Origin of the sequence: Stagnihabitans lacustris (assembly GCF_025950525.1) — a bacterium.
Taxonomy (GTDB): Bacteria; Pseudomonadota; Alphaproteobacteria; order Rhodobacterales; family Rhodobacteraceae; genus Stagnihabitans.
In genome coordinates this window covers 163,108-176,549 of sequence record NZ_JAPDGS010000005.1, presented here as the reverse complement: position 1 = coordinate 176,549, position 13,442 = coordinate 163,108, and the positions used below count along the sequence as shown (strand labels likewise).

Annotated in this window: 13 protein-coding genes and 1 tRNA gene; 11 read left to right on the top strand and 3 right to left on the bottom strand. The window is 66.6% G+C overall.

All coding sequences use genetic code 11. The annotated features are described in order from the left end of the window. Window positions 1-5 precede the first annotated feature (5 nt). The 5 genes from cyoB to NX862_RS13790 are packed head-to-tail and all read left to right on the top strand — an operon-like array spanning window position 6 to window position 4,186. On the top strand, window positions 6-2,003 hold the full coding sequence (gene cyoB, locus NX862_RS13810) for a cytochrome o ubiquinol oxidase subunit I (RefSeq protein ID WP_264494504.1): 1,998 nt from the start codon (window positions 6-8) through the stop codon (window positions 2,001-2,003). Continuing rightward, window positions 2,004-2,624: a cytochrome o ubiquinol oxidase subunit III gene (gene cyoC, locus NX862_RS13805; RefSeq protein WP_264494503.1), complete on the top strand. Its 621-nt coding sequence runs from the start codon at window positions 2,004-2,006 to the stop codon at window positions 2,622-2,624. 7 nt (window positions 2,625-2,631) lie between these two features. Then, window positions 2,632-2,994: a cytochrome o ubiquinol oxidase subunit IV gene (gene cyoD / locus NX862_RS13800; RefSeq protein WP_264494502.1), complete on the top strand. Its 363-nt coding sequence runs from the start codon at window positions 2,632-2,634 to the stop codon at window positions 2,992-2,994. Next, entirely contained in the window at window positions 2,991-3,635 is a 645-nt protein-coding gene (locus NX862_RS13795; protein ID WP_264494501.1) for an SURF1 family protein, read from the top strand. Before cyoD ends, NX862_RS13795 begins: the two co-directional genes overlap by 4 nt. A 20-nt stretch (window positions 3,636-3,655) precedes the next feature. Then, the gene (locus NX862_RS13790) at window positions 3,656-4,186 is read left to right on the top strand and encodes a response regulator transcription factor (RefSeq protein WP_264494500.1); all 531 of its coding nucleotides are present in this window, start codon (window positions 3,656-3,658) and stop codon (window positions 4,184-4,186) included. A gap of 90 nt (window positions 4,187-4,276) precedes the next feature. Here the strand turns inward: NX862_RS13790 and NX862_RS13785 are convergent, their stop codons facing one another. Continuing rightward, complete coding sequence (locus NX862_RS13785; protein ID WP_264494499.1) at window positions 4,277-5,578, bottom strand: ATP-binding protein; 1,302 nt, start codon at window positions 5,576-5,578, stop codon at window positions 4,277-4,279. Window positions 5,579-5,687: 109 nt separating this feature from the next. Between NX862_RS13785 and hemP the strand changes: the two genes are divergently transcribed. The 4 genes from hemP (at window position 5,688) to NX862_RS13765 (ending at window position 8,741) form a co-directional block, all read left to right on the top strand. Next, window positions 5,688-5,834, top strand: a complete 147-nt coding sequence (hemP, locus tag NX862_RS13780; RefSeq protein WP_264494498.1) for a hemin uptake protein HemP — start codon at window positions 5,688-5,690, stop codon at window positions 5,832-5,834. A gap of 576 nt (window positions 5,835-6,410) precedes the next feature. Continuing rightward, window positions 6,411-6,500 (top strand) — tRNA-Ser (locus NX862_RS13775). A 738-nt stretch (window positions 6,501-7,238) separates the two neighbouring features. Further along, on the top strand, window positions 7,239-8,252 hold the full coding sequence (locus NX862_RS13770; protein WP_264494497.1) for an alkane 1-monooxygenase: 1,014 nt from the start codon (window positions 7,239-7,241) through the stop codon (window positions 8,250-8,252). Between the two features lie 36 nt (window positions 8,253-8,288). Further along, window positions 8,289-8,741, top strand: coding sequence for a hypothetical protein (locus NX862_RS13765; RefSeq protein WP_264494496.1), 453 nt, complete (start codon window positions 8,289-8,291; stop codon window positions 8,739-8,741). A gap of 127 nt (window positions 8,742-8,868) precedes the next feature. Here NX862_RS13765 and xseA read toward each other — a convergent pair whose 3' ends face one another. Further along, the gene (xseA, locus tag NX862_RS13760; protein WP_413694574.1) at window positions 8,869-10,551 is read right to left on the bottom strand and encodes an exodeoxyribonuclease VII large subunit; all 1,683 of its coding nucleotides are present in this window, start codon (window positions 10,549-10,551) and stop codon (window positions 8,869-8,871) included. A gap of 60 nt (window positions 10,552-10,611) precedes the next feature. Then, window positions 10,612-10,944, bottom strand: coding sequence for a hypothetical protein (locus NX862_RS13755; protein ID WP_264494494.1), 333 nt, complete (start codon window positions 10,942-10,944; stop codon window positions 10,612-10,614). 270 nt (window positions 10,945-11,214) lie between these two features. On the opposite strand from NX862_RS13755, the gene purD reads away from it, so the two are divergent. After that, window positions 11,215-12,477, top strand: coding sequence for a phosphoribosylamine--glycine ligase (gene purD, locus NX862_RS13750; protein WP_264494493.1), 1,263 nt, complete (start codon window positions 11,215-11,217; stop codon window positions 12,475-12,477). Window positions 12,478-12,641: 164 nt separating this feature from the next. Beyond that, window positions 12,642-12,944: a hypothetical protein gene (locus tag NX862_RS13745; RefSeq protein WP_264494492.1), complete on the top strand. Its 303-nt coding sequence runs from the start codon at window positions 12,642-12,644 to the stop codon at window positions 12,942-12,944. The last annotated feature ends 498 nt before the right edge of the window (window positions 12,945-13,442 follow it).

The window sequence follows — 13,442 nt, the reverse complement described above, 5'->3', positions numbered from 1 at the left end:
CAATCATGGCTGTGACTGGCCCAATCGAGACCAGCCTTCTGTTCGGACGGCTGACCTGGGCGGCGATCCCGACCGACCCGATCATCCTGGCGACCTTTGCCGTGGTGGCGCTTGGCGGCGGCGCGCTGTTCGCCTTGCTGACCTATTACCGGCTTTGGGGGTATCTGTGGACCGAGTGGTTCACCTCTGTCGACCACAAGAAGATCGGGATCATGTATATGATCCTGGGCCTTGTGATGTTCGTGCGCGGCTTTGCCGATGCGATCATGATGCGCCTGCAACAGGTTCTGGCCTTTGGCGGGTCCGAAGGCTATCTGAACTCGCATCACTACGATCAGGTCTTCACCGCCCATGGCGTGATCATGATCTTTTTCGTGGCCATGCCCTTCGTCACGGGTCTGATGAACTACATCGTGCCCTTGCAGATCGGGGCGCGGGATGTGTCCTTTCCCTTCCTGAACAACTTCTCCTTCTGGATGACGGTGGGCGGCGCGGTCATCATCATGGCCTCGCTGTTCCTGGGTGAGTTCGCGCAGACCGGCTGGCTGGCCTTTCCGCCGCTGTCGGGCATCGGTGAAAGCCCCTATGTCGGCGTCGACTATTACATCTGGGGCCTGCAGGTCGCGGGGGTGGGCACGACGCTGTCGGGCATCAACCTGCTGGTGACGATCATCAAGATGCGCGCACCGGGCATGACGATGATGCGGATGCCGGTCTTCACCTGGACGGCGCTTTGCACCAACGTGCTGATCGTGGCCTCTTTCCCGGTCCTGACCGTGACGCTGGCCCTGCTGACGCTGGACCGCTATGTCGGAACCAACTTTTTCACGGCCGATCTTGGCGGCAATGCCATGATGTATGTGAACCTGATCTGGATCTGGGGCCACCCGGAGGTCTATATCCTGATCCTGCCGATCTTTGGCGTCTTTTCCGAGATCGCGGCGACCTTCTCGGGCAAGCGGCTTTTCGGCTATACGTCGATGGTCTATGCCACCGTCTGCATCACGATCCTGTCCTATGTCGTCTGGCTGCACCACTTCTTCACCATGGGGTCGGGGGCAAGCGTGAACTCGTTCTTCGGGATTACCACGATGGTGATCTCGATCCCGACGGGGGCCAAGCTGTTCAACTGGATCTTCACGATCTATCAGGGCCGCGTGCGCTATGACCTGCCGATGATGTGGCTGATGGCCTTCATGCTGACCTTCGTCGTGGGCGGCATGACCGGGGTCCTGCTGGCCGTGCCGCCCGCGGATTTCGTGCTGCACAACTCATTGTTCCTGATCGCCCATTTCCACAATGTCATCATCGGAGGCGTGGTGTTCGGCACCTTTGCCGCCATCAACTTCTGGTGGCCCAAGGCCTTTGGCTATCGCCTGGATGTCTTCTGGGGCAAGGTGTCGTTCTGGTTCTGGGTTGTGGGCTTCTGGTTCGCCTTCATGCCGCTGTATGTTCTGGGGCTGATGGGCGTGACGCGGCGCGTGCGGGTCTTTGACGATCCCGACTTGCAAATCTGGTTCGCCATCGCGGCGCTGGGGGCCGTCATGATCGCGGTCGGAATCGCGGCGATGTTCGTGCAGTTCGGCGTGTCGATCTGGCGGCGCAAGGCGCTTGCGGATGTCACGGGCGACCCCTGGGACGGGCGGACGCTGGAATGGGCGACCTCTTCGCCGCCCCCCGCCTATAACTTCGCCTTCACCCCGGTGGTCCATGGCATCGACGCCTTTGCCGAGATGAAAGAGGCCGGCGTGCCCCGCCCCACCTCGGGCTTCCTGCCGATCCACATGCCCAGGAACACCGGCGCGGGGGTCGTCATCGCAGGGCTGGCCACGATCTGTGGCATGGCACTGGTCTGGTATGTCTGGTGGTTGGCCGCGGCCTCGTTCCTCGCCCTGATCGGCGCGGCCATCGCCCATACGTTCAACTACAACCGCGACTACCACATCCCGGCCGATCAGGTCGCCGCCGTGGAAGACGCCCGCACCCGCAGGCTGGAGGCGTAAATGGCCGACCTTTCTTCACAGGACCTGACCGCGCGTTACTACGAGCTGGAACCGCATCATCACCCAGAGGGGGCCTCGACCGGCCTGGGCTTCTGGGTCTACCTGATGAGCGATTGCCTGATGTTCGCCGTGCTTTTCGCGGCCTATGCGGTCTTGGGCAATGCCTATGCCGCGGGGCCGGGGCCAAAGGACCTGTTCGACCTGAACCTGGTGGCGATCAACACGGGGCTTTTGCTGGTGTCCTCGATCACCTTTGGCTTTGGCATGTTGGGCGCCTATCGCGGCGATCAGGGCGCCACGCTGCGTTGGTTGGGCGTGACATTGGTCTTCGGCCTGAGCTTCCTGGGGGTCGAGATCTATGAGTTCGCGCATCTGATCCATGAGGGCGCGGGCCCCTGGCGGTCGGCCTTCCTGTCGTCCTTCTTTGCCCTGGTGGGGACCCATGGCCTGCATGTGGCCTTTGGCTGCCTGTGGCTGGTGGTGCTGGCGGTGCAGATCAAGGCGCGCGGCCTTGTGCCGGCCAATCTGCGGCGCCTGGCCTGCCTGTCGATGTTCTGGCACTTTCTGGACGTGGTCTGGATCGGCGTCTTTACCTTTGTCTATCTCATCAAGATGATCTGAGGGACCCATGAGCACCCATCTGGAACACCACCACGACCACTCCGCCGATCACCAAGACCATGGCTCTGTGCGGTCCTATGTCACGGGTTTTGTCCTGTCGGTCATCCTGACGGCGATCCCCTTTGGCATCGTCATGACCGGGGGCCTGGGCTCGCCCGTCGTCACGGCGCTTGTGGTCCTGGGCTTTGCCATTGTGCAAATCCTGGTCCACATGGTCTATTTCCTGCATATGACCGCAAGGTCCGAGGCGGGTTGGACGCTGTTGTCCACCCTGTTCACCCTCATCGTCGTGGTCATCATGCTGTCGGGCTCGATCTGGGTCATGTATCACATGAACGCCAACATGATGCCGCAGATGCAGATGGAATGATGCGGGTCTACCTGATCCTGACCGCGGCCCTTGGGGTGACGCTGTTTCTGGCGCTGGGGGCCTGGCAGGTGCAAAGACTGGCCTGGAAGACCGCGCTGATCGCCGAGGTCACGGCGCTTGTGGCCCGGGACCCTGTGCCCGCCACGCAGGCGGGGGCTGCGGAATATACCCCGGTCACGGTCGAGGGCCGCTATGACCCGCGACAGGTCCTGGTCAAGGCTGTGACCGAACAGGGGGCCGGGTCCTGGGTCATGACGCCCCTGGTGGCGGGGGATTGGACGGTCTGGGTCAACCGCGGCTTTGTCCCCGAAGGCGTGACGCCCCCCGCCCCGCCCGAACGGGCCAGCGTCACGGGCCTTGTGCGCCTGTCGCAGCCGGGGGGCGGGTTCCTGCGCGCCAATGACCCCGCCGCGGGGCGCTGGTTTTCGCGCGACACCGCCGCACTTGGGGCCGCGCTGGACATCCCCACGGTGCCCTGGTTTCTGGACGCCCAAAGCGGCGGCCCGCTTCCCGTTCCCGGCCTGACCGTGGTCAGTTTCCGCAATCACCACCTGGTCTATGCCCTGACCTGGTTCGCCCTCGCCGCTCTTTTGGCCGGGGCCGCCTGGTGGAACCTTGGACGGCGGCCCCTGGCGCCCTAGGTATGGGACAGGAGAACCCCATGGCCAACACGCTTCTGATCGTCGAAGACGACCCCCGCCTGGCCGAGACGCTGGCGCGGTCCTTTACCGCGCGCGGCTATGCCGTCACCCGCGCCGCCAGCGTCGATGCCGCGCGCGAGGCGGTGCGCGACTGGGTGCCCGCGCGTGCCATCGTCGATCTGAAACTGGCCGAGGGGTCGGGGCTGGAGGTCGTGGGCCTGCTGGCAGCCCTTGACCCGCCGCCGCGCATCGTGGTGCTGACCGGCTTTGCCTCTATCGCCACCACGGTCGAGGCGATCAAACTGGGGGCCACGCAATACCTGGCCAAACCCGCCAGCGCCCGCGACATCGAGGCAGCCTTTGACCATCAGGCGGGCCAGGACCTGCCCGAAATCGCGGCGCCAAGGGTCAGCGCGCTGCGGACCCAAGAGTGGGAGACGATCCAGCGCACCCTGGCCGATACCGACTTCAACATCTCCGAGACAGCCCGGAGGTTGGGGATGCACCGCCGCACCCTGGCCCGCAAGCTGGTGAAACAGCCGATGAAATAGGCGGCGGGTTTGACGGGCGCGACCGGGTGAAGCCTGCCCTGTTCTGCCCCAGGTGCCCGGCGCCCCATGGCGTAGGGCGGGATCAGCCCCCTAGCCGCGCAAAGCCGCCGGCAGGTCGATGCGCACCTCCGCGCCGCCGCCCTCGGCGCGCAGGAACTCGACCGTGCCCCCAAGCCGCCGTACCACCGATTGCACCAGGATCAGCCCCAGCCCCCGCCCGGGTTCGGGATTGCCCGATTGCCCCGCCACCGGCCCCAAAGCCAACAGCGCGGGCGGAAAGCCCGGGCCGTCGTCGCGGATCACCAACGAGACCCGCGCCGGATGGCCCGCCACCGTCACCGTGATCGCCCCCGCCCCCGCCTCGCGCGCATTGTCCATCAGATTGCCCAAGGCGCGCGCCAAAAGCACATCGGCCAACAGCCGCGAGGCCCGCGGGCGGCGGTCCTGCAGCGTCACGGCCACACCGCGGTTGCGCCGCTCCCAGCCGCGGGCGACCTCGGTGACAAAGGCCAGCGCATCCTCGCCCCGCCCCTCCTCCAGCCGCGCCTGCCCCGCCTGGCGCAACAGCCCCGAAATCGTCTCGCGGCAGGTCGCCACCGCCTCTTGCATCAGCCGCGTCTGGCGCGAGAGTTCCTCCGGCTCGGGCAGGCCCAGGTCCTCCCAGTCGTCCAGGATCACCGCCAGGTTCGTCAAGGGCGTGCCCAGGTCATGCGCCGCCGTCGAGGCCATCAGCCCCATCCGGATCAACAGCGTCTCTTCTTCGATCTGCTGATGCGCCTCGGCCAATTGCGCATCGCGCCGCGCCAGGTTGCGCCGCACCCCCAGCATGAACCACAAGGTCAGCCCCCCCGAGAGCGCAAAACTCAGGTAGCTGGCCAGAAGATAGGGATTGCCATAGCCCGGCACGCCTTCGGCGAGGGCGGTGGCAGACCAACCCGGCAAGACAAGCGGATGGCCAAAGCCCAAAAGGAAAAAGCCGCAAGCCAGCGTCAGGCCAAAGGTCGCAGATGCCAGCCGCAGCGGCAGGATCAACAGCGCCACGATGTCTTGCAGCACGAAAAGCCCCATGAAGGGATTGGCCGCCCCGCCCGACAGGAACAACAGCAAGGCCAGCGCCAGGACATCGGCCCAGACCTCGGCCACCAGACGGTGGACCGGGATTTCCGCGGGCAGGCGACAGCGCCGGGCGGCGGCCAGGTTGATCAGGATCAGCGCCGCAATGACGCCCAGCATCGGCCCCAGCGGCAACAGCACGCCCAGCACCGTTTCGGTGAACAGGATGGTCGCCGCCTGCCCCAGAATCGCCACCCAGCGCAGCCGCACCAAAAGCGCCAGATTCTGCCGGTGGGCGCCCGAGGTCTCGGGATTGGGCATGGGAAGGGGGGCGGGCATCGGTCTCTCCTGGTTAACGGATAGTCTAGCGGCGGAAGTCGCCTCGGAAAGGGCCTTTACAGTTGAGCGTTTTTGTCGGAAATCATTTTGGCGCAAACAGGATGATGCCATGGACCATGTGACGACACCGAAAACCCCTCCGCTTCATAGGGCGGCAGAGCTGACGGCGGGCGGTAGCCTCGCGCTGATCGACCTGCAGGGCCAGATCTATACGCTGCGGATCACCAAGGCGGGCAAGCTGATCCTGACGAAGTAGAGCGCCTGTGGCGGCGCCCCGAGGGACCTGCCCCGCCTGCAGAGGCGGCCTCTGGGCCCGGGGCTTGCCACCTTGGTGCAGCCAAGGGCGGGGGGCGTTTGCCATGCCCGGGACGGGATGGGCCTTGCCTGGCAAGGTCGGCGGTCAATGGGCGGGATGCGTTCTGGCGGGCCCCGGCCCCTGCGACAGGGCCGCGCGCCGTCCAGCCCCTCCTGTTGGCTCCGCGCCCCAAGCCGCGCGGGCATCGCGGCAAGGGTTAGGGCCCTTGACGCGCCCCGGCACCAGACTGACTCTCACTCCGGCAAGGTCTTGCCCAATGCCAGTTTGCGCAGGGTGCGCGATGCCGCGCCATGCCCGATCAAGGCATCCGAGGGCCGCACCCGGTGGAGGCCTGACAAACCGACATCCGCAAGCGACACTCCAAGCGACCAAGGCAGGATGCGAAAGGCGCCCGCACTATGGGGCGCCTTGATCTTGGGGGGCCCGCACCGAACCGCGCGCGCCCAAGGTTTTTTCACGGCAAGCCCGTCCTGCCCCTTGCATCTGCGCCCAAGCTGCGTGTAAACCGCCGCCAACGGACAGGTGGCCGAGTGGTCGAAGGCGCACGCCTGGAAAGTGTGTAGGCGGGGAACCGTCTCGAGGGTTCGAATCCCTCTCTGTCCGCCATTACCCCCAGAAATCGCATGAAAAATCTGATTGGTGGCCTTGGCCCGCCATAGCACCCGCGATCTGTCGTTCACCTGCTTGCGGCCGTGCGGTTTGGATCGGACCGCGGGCGGGGATCTTCGCGTTTGGGGTGATTGCAGCTTTGGCATGGAACCCGGGAGATGGAAAAGCGTCCGCGTCCCGGACAGGCTTGTGGCGCGGTGTTCCGTGTTGCGTCTCTGTCAGCCCCCGGCACTTGGTCGTGATCGTTCCTGGCGCGTCCCTTTGCGATTTCGGGAAGCCTTGATGCGATGCAGGCCCGGTGCGCACCTGACCTTGGGATGGCGCGCCCGTCTGGATTTGCAATCACCTGCCGGGGGCGGACTTGGTCATCGGTCTGGCATCCCCCTAGGCCGGGCAGGCTTGGCGCCGTCATCTGCGCTTGGGCGCCGCACGGACAGCCCGCCGCCGCGCAGGTGCCGTTCAAGATCGCCCGATCCGTGAAGGGCTTGCTGGACGGGACATGGTGACGCCAAGTTCCGATGGTCGATTTCAAAGGCATGGCCGTCGACCATGGATCAGGACTTCGGCCACATGGCCTCTGTGTGACCTGCCCCCCCGCAGGCCGCGCGCGTCAGGCTCTGGTCTGATTGCGCGTGATACCGCGCCCGCCCAAGGCGGATCGCCTGCCGCGGTCCGATGCGCCTGTGCGGCACAGCGGGGCTTTTTCGTCATGCCGATTTGCGCCAAGATAGGGCGATGAGCAATCCTCCGTCCCAAGCCCTGGCCAAACCCCTGCCGATTGCCGTCTTTGCCCTGGTCTCGCTGGCACCTTTGGCGGGGATCGGGCTGGCCGGGCTTTGGGGCGGGGCCTGGGCCTGGGGCGCGCTGGCCTGGATGGGCCTGGCCGCGGTGGCCATCGACCTGTGCTTGCCTTGGGTTGCGCAGGACGCAGACAGCGAGTTTCCCGGCTCGGATCTGTTGCTGGCGGTGATCGGGACGCTGGCGCTGGCGATGATGCCGCTTCTGGTCTGGGCGGTGCTGCGGTTGGGCGGGTTGCAGGGGCTGGCGCTGGCCTTGGCGGGGGGGCTCTGGCTGGGGCAAGTCGGCCATCCCGCGGCGCATGAGCTGATCCATCGGCCGGGTCGCGGCCTGCGCGCCCTGGGCGGGGCGGTCTATGCGGTGCTGCTTTTTGGCCATCATGCCTCGGCGCATCGGCTGGTGCATCACCGCCATGTGGCCAGCGACCAGGACCCGAATTCGGCGCGGCAGGGCGAGGGCTATTACCGCTTTGCGCTGCGGGCCTGGCCGGGGTCGATCCGGGCGGGGCTTGCGGCCGAGCGGGCTTTGCGCGGCCATGGCGGGGCCTATCGGCTTTATGCGCTGGGGGCTTTGGCGGGTTTGGGCTGCGGCTGGGCCCTGGGCGGAATGGCGGGGCTTTTGGTCTGGGCGGGGCTGGGGCTGCATTTCGGGGCGCAGGTGCTGTTGTCCGATTATGTGCAGCATTATGGCCTGCGCCGGGGCCCATCCGAGCGGGTGGGCCTGTCCCACAGCTGGAACGCGCCGCAGTGGTTTTCCTCGGCCCTGATGCTGAATGCGCCGCGCCATTCCGACCATCACGCCCATCCGGCGCGCCCCTATCCGGCGCTTCGGCTGGAGGAGGGGGCGCCGCTTTTGCCCTGGCCCTTGCCGCTGGCCTGCCTTGTGGCGCTTTATCCGCCGCTGTGGCGCAGGCGGATGGCGCGGGAGTTGGCCGCGTTGACCAAGCTGTGACTGGAAAGGCGGGCGCGGGCTTGGCATGATGGGGCCATGCGCATCCTGAACCAAGCCTTGACCCTTTTCCCACTGCTGGTGGTGCTGCCCGCCCTGGCATTGGCCGATCCGCCCCCCGCCCTGCCGGCGCCCGACTTGGGCGCGCCTTTGACGGGCGCAGAGTTCGAGGCCTATGCCACGGGCAAGACCCTGACCTATTCCGATGGCGGCGCGGTCTGGGGGCAAGAGCAGTATTTGCCCGGCCATCAGGTGATCTGGGCCTTTGCCGATGCGCCTTGCCAATTTGGCTCTTGGTCAGAGGCTTCGGGTCCGGGCGGGCCGATGCTGTGCTTTACCTATGACGACAAGCCCGAGGATGTGAATTGCTGGCAGTTCTACCGCGGGCCGCAGGGGTTGGTGGCGCAGTTCATGGAGGGCGGCGCCGCGCTGTCCGAACTGGGCCAGAGTGATCAGCCGATGCAATGCCCGGGGCCAGAGGTTGGGGCCTGAGGTTGGGGGGCGGGTTTTTTGGGGGGGCTGGGCTTTGGGGCCCAAGGTTTGCGCAGGTGACACGCGCTGGAGGGGCTGTCTGCCCCTCCAGACCTCCCCGAGAGTATTTGAGTCAATGTGAAAGGGGTTAGAAGAGCGAGCCTTGGCCGGGTTTTTCGGGCTTGGCGGCGGTGGATTTGGGGGGGGTGGATTTGGGTTTCCGGGATTGTGGGGGTTGGGCTGCGCCCGGTTGGGCCGCGCCAGGTTTTGGGGCGCCGGGTTGGGCGGAGTCTGGATCGCCATGGGGATGGACGGTCAGGCGGCCGTCGTGAAGCTCGATCTCCAGGGTCGGGGCGCGGGCGGCGGTTTGGGCGCTGGTCACGACATGGCCATCGACGCGCAGGATGGCAAAGCCGCGGGCCAGGGTCTCGGCATGGCCAAGGGTCTGGCGCGTGCGGTTCAGGGCATCCAGTTTCAGCGCGAGGGTCGCCAGCGTCTTGGGGAAGCCATCGAGGCGCTTGGCGGCTTGCGACAGGCGGGCCCTGTCACGGGCGATATCGCGGGCGGCCCCGGTGATCAGGCGGCCCAGCGACGGCGCAAGGCGGCTGGCAAAGAGGTCAAGCCGGGACGTCGCGCGTTCCAGCCTGCGGGTGGCGCGGTCGTCCAGGGTGGCGGCGCGCGCCTTCAGCGTCTCGGCCTTGCGCGCGGTCAGGGTGAGCAGAGCCAGCGGGCGGTGGCGGGTGGCCAAGGCCGCAAAGGTGCTGCGTTTCTTTTGGGCGGCGAGTGACAGGGCGGCGCCAAGGCGCTGGGTCGCGGCGTCCAGGCGTTGCCGCGGCGAGGCCAGAAGCGCGTCCAGCCGCGGCAGCGCGCGACCCAGGTCGGCCAGGCGCTGTGCGCGGCGGTCCAGCAGGCTGCGTTGGCTGCGCGACAGGCGGGCGTTCAGATCAGCCAATGCGGCCAGCAGATCGGCGCGCACCGGGACGGCCATTTCGGCGGCGGCGGTGGGGGTCGGTGCGCGGCGGTCCGAGGCATAGTCGATCAGCGTCGTATCGGTTTCATGGCCCACCGCCGAGATCAGCGGGATCAGGCTGGCGGCGGCGGCGCGGACCACGGCTTCGTCGTTGAAGCCCATCAGGTCCTCCATCGACCCGCCGCCCCTTGCCACGATGATCAGGTCGGGGCGCGGGATGTGGCCCCCGGGCTGGAGGGCGTTGAAGCCGCGGATGGCGGCTGCGACCTCGGCGGGGCATTTTTCGCCTTGGACGGCGACGGGCCAGACAAGGACATGGCGCGGAAAGCGGTCGGCCAGGCGGTGCAGGATGTCGCGGATCACGGCGCCGGACGGCGAAGTGACCACGCCGATCACGCGCGGCAGATAGGGGATGGGCTTTTTGCGGGCGGGGTCAAAGAGCCCCTCGGCCTGCAAGGCGGCCTTGCGTTTTTCCAGCATGGCCATCAGCGCGCCCGCGCCTGCCGGGGCCATGTCATCGACGATCAGCTGATACTTCGACTGGCCCGGAAAGGTGGTCATCTTGCCGGTGGCCACCACCTCCATCCCCTCTGTGGGGCGGATCGACATGCGGGCGACCTGGCCCTTCCAGCTGATCGCGGCGATGACGTTGCGGTCATCCTTCAGGTCGAAATACAGGTGCCCCGAGGCCGGACGCGAGACCCTACCGATCTCTCCGCGCACCCGGATCAGGCCGAATTCGCCCTCGATCACGCGTTTGACCGCGCCGGAAAGCTCCGAGACGGTGTATTCGGGCTGGTTGCCGGGGCCCGGTTTGGCGGGATTTGGCGCGGGGGTGTCGTCTTCGAAGAGCATGGGGATTTGTGCCTTGCGCCGCGGGGAAAGGCAACGGGGCGTTGCGTGCGGGGGATGGGGGTCGGGTCAGGGGGCGCCTGCGTCGCTGGCGCTGTTGGCCGCCTGCCCGCTGTCGGCCGCGCCGCCCTGGTCCGAAGGGGCTGAATGGTGGACGGGGTGGTGAACCGGGTGCGGGACCTCATCCGCGATGGCCTGCGGGGCCGGATGGGTTGGCCACTGGGGATCAGGGGTGCCTTCGGCGGGCAAGGTCCCCGGATTGCGCGCCACAGCCGAAAGGGCCATCGCCAGCACCACGAGGCCCACGGCAAGACCGACCTGCACCGCCATGGGCAGGCCGGTGAAGGGCACGACCCCCAGGCCCACAATCATCCCCAGCCGCAGCCTTTTGAACCTTTGCATCCGAACGCTCCTTTTGCATCTGCGGCAGGGGGCGCCCCGCCTACTGGACCACCAACTGGGCCGTTCAAAGGCCTGCCGGAAAGGCTTGGGCCGGGACTGTCATGATCGGGCGCACAGAGTGCAAGGGCACAGGCCGCAGGCCCTGCCGCATCGGCGTTGAACCATCGCCCCCAAAACCCTTGGGTCCCAAACCTCTTGCCCCAAACCTCTTGCTCCAGCCAGAGCCAAAGCCTAAGAGGCCCCAACCCCATTGAACAGAGGAAATCCCCCATGAACATCCTCATCCTCGGCAGCGGCGGGCGCGAACATGCGCTGGCCTGGGCCGTCAAGCAGAACCCCAAGACCGACCGGCTGATCGTGGCGCCGGGCAATGCGGGGATTGCGGGCCTGGCCGAAGTGGCCGATATCGACATCCTGGACGGCGCCGCGGTCGTGGCCTTTTGCGCCGAAAACGCGGTGGATTTCCTGATCATCGGCCCCGAGGCGCCTTTGGCCGCCGGTGTGGCCGATACGGCGCGGGCGGCGGGTATCTTGACCTTTGGCCCCTCGCAGGCGGCGGCGCAGCTTGAGGCCTCAAAGGCCTTCACCAAGGCCATCTGTGACGCCTGCGGGGCGCCCACGGCCGGTTATGCGCGCTTTACCGAGGCGGCGCCTGCGCGCGATTACGTGACGGCCCAGGGCGCGCCCATCGTGATCAAGGCCGACGGTCTGGCCGCGGGCAAGGGCGTGGTTGTGGCCATGACCCTGGCCGAGGCCACCGAGGCCATCGACGACATGTTCGGCGGCTCGCTTGGTGCGGCGGGGGCCGAGGTCGTGATCGAAGAGTTCATGGCGGGCGAAGAGGCCAGCTTTTTCATCCTGACCGATGGGGTCAACGCGCTGCCGGTCGGGACGGCGCAGGATCACAAGCGGGTCTTTGACGGCGACAAGGGACCGAACACCGGGGGGATGGGGGCTTACTCCCCTGCCCCGGTCCTGACCCAGGCGATCCAGGATCAGGCTATGGCCGAAATCGTGATGCCGACGATCAACGAGATGGCGCGGCGCGGCACGCCCTATCAAGGCGTGCTTTACGCAGGCCTGATGATCGAGAATGGCCGCGCCCGGCTGGTGGAATACAACGCCCGCTTTGGCGATCCCGAAACCCAGGTGCTGATGATGCGGCTTGGGGGGCAGGCTCTGGACCTGCTTTTGGCCTGCGCCGAGGGGCGTTTGGATCAGGCGCAGCTGACTTGGGCCGATGACCATGCCTTGACGGTCGTGATGGCGGCGCGGGGCTATCCGGGGGCCTATGGCAAGGGCTCGGTCATCCATGGGCTTCGCCGCGTGCCCGAAGACAGCCGCCACATGGTGTTTCACGCGGGCACGGCCGAAAAGGACGGGCGGATCGTGGCCAATGGCGGGCGCGTCTTGAACGTGACCGCGCGGGGGACCAGCCTGGAAGAGGCGCGCAACCGGGCCTATGCGATGATCGACCACCTGGACTGGCCCGAGGGCTTCTGTCGGTCGGATATCGGCTGGAGAGCGCTTTAGTCTGGACATGCAGTCTGGTGTTGCAGTCTTGCGCTCCAAAATAGGCGGTTCTGCGTCGCAGCGGCGGATTTCCGCGGCTGCGACAGATTGTGTCAAATTTTCGACTTCCCTTGAAATTTCTCCGTGTTACGCTTCGATGACAGGAAGAGCGTCCGGGAGGAATCATGCCGCAGCTTATCCGCCTTTACATCACCCAAGTGGCCTTCGGTTTCGGGGTCGCAGCCGCGTTTGTCTTTGCGCTGGTGGCGCTGGATGTGGCGGGGATCGGGCATCTGGTCATGGGCAGCGATATGGGACTTGTGGCGGCCCTGATGCTTTGGGTCTTTCACGGCGTCGTCTTTGCCGGGGTGCAATTCGCCATCGCCGTCATGGCCTTGGCCGAGGATGACGCAGGTCCGCGCGGTGGCAAGCTGATCCCGATCCGGGTCGAGGTCACGGCCACCAAGCGCCCGGGGATGCGGCGCTAAACGATATCTGCCCAAGGGGGCGCGAAAAGGCCGGGGGGATTGACCCCCCGGCCTTTTCGTTTGGCGCCTGTGGACCGGTTCGGCCAAGATCACCGGCCGGTCTTTGGTGGCAAGACGACACCAGCGCTCCCGGGCCAGGGTCTGCACCCTGCCGACGCAGCCAGATCGCGCGCGGCCTTGCTGGTGATCTTGGTGAAGGTGGCGGGCCCGCAGCGGCCGTGAAGGCTTGGGTTTTCCCGAGAGCCAGAGGTCTCAGGTGGGCGCCAGGTAGCAGGACCAGGATCCTGCCAGAGCCAGCCCCCGTTCGCTTGCTTATCGGCCACTGGAAAAGTAGCCTTGCACGAGAGGAGCAGAACCCGCCAAGGGGGAATGTAGGCCTCATGGGGGGCGGGCGCAAGGGCAAGCGGGGCGTGGCGATGGACGAGGTCCCGAAGGGGCAACAGGGGCATGCCGGGCCGGAGATGCGATCCGCTGGGCCGTCGGGTGTTTCGGGGTCGG

Excerpts from the sequence above, each read along its gene's own strand:
- cyoB (WP_264494504.1), top strand. The coding sequence starts at position 6 with ATGGCTGTGACTGGCCCAATCGAGACCAGCCTTCTGTTCGGACGGCTG.
- cyoC (WP_264494503.1), top strand. The coding sequence starts at position 2,004 with ATGGCCGACCTTTCTTCACAGGACCTGACCGCGCGTTACTACGAGCTG.
- cyoD (WP_264494502.1), top strand. The coding sequence starts at position 2,632 with ATGAGCACCCATCTGGAACACCACCACGACCACTCCGCCGATCACCAA.
- NX862_RS13795 (WP_264494501.1), top strand. The coding sequence starts at position 2,991 with ATGATGCGGGTCTACCTGATCCTGACCGCGGCCCTTGGGGTGACGCTG.
- NX862_RS13790 (WP_264494500.1), top strand. The coding sequence starts at position 3,656 with ATGGCCAACACGCTTCTGATCGTCGAAGACGACCCCCGCCTGGCCGAG.
- NX862_RS13785 (WP_264494499.1), bottom strand. The coding sequence starts at position 5,578 with ATGCCCGCCCCCCTTCCCATGCCCAATCCCGAGACCTCGGGCGCCCAC.
- hemP (WP_264494498.1), top strand. The coding sequence starts at position 5,688 with ATGGACCATGTGACGACACCGAAAACCCCTCCGCTTCATAGGGCGGCA.
- NX862_RS13770 (WP_264494497.1), top strand. The coding sequence starts at position 7,239 with ATGAGCAATCCTCCGTCCCAAGCCCTGGCCAAACCCCTGCCGATTGCC.
- NX862_RS13765 (WP_264494496.1), top strand. The coding sequence starts at position 8,289 with ATGCGCATCCTGAACCAAGCCTTGACCCTTTTCCCACTGCTGGTGGTG.
- NX862_RS13755 (WP_264494494.1), bottom strand. The coding sequence starts at position 10,944 with ATGCAAAGGTTCAAAAGGCTGCGGCTGGGGATGATTGTGGGCCTGGGG.
- purD (WP_264494493.1), top strand. The coding sequence starts at position 11,215 with ATGAACATCCTCATCCTCGGCAGCGGCGGGCGCGAACATGCGCTGGCC.
- NX862_RS13745 (WP_264494492.1), top strand. The coding sequence starts at position 12,642 with ATGCCGCAGCTTATCCGCCTTTACATCACCCAAGTGGCCTTCGGTTTC.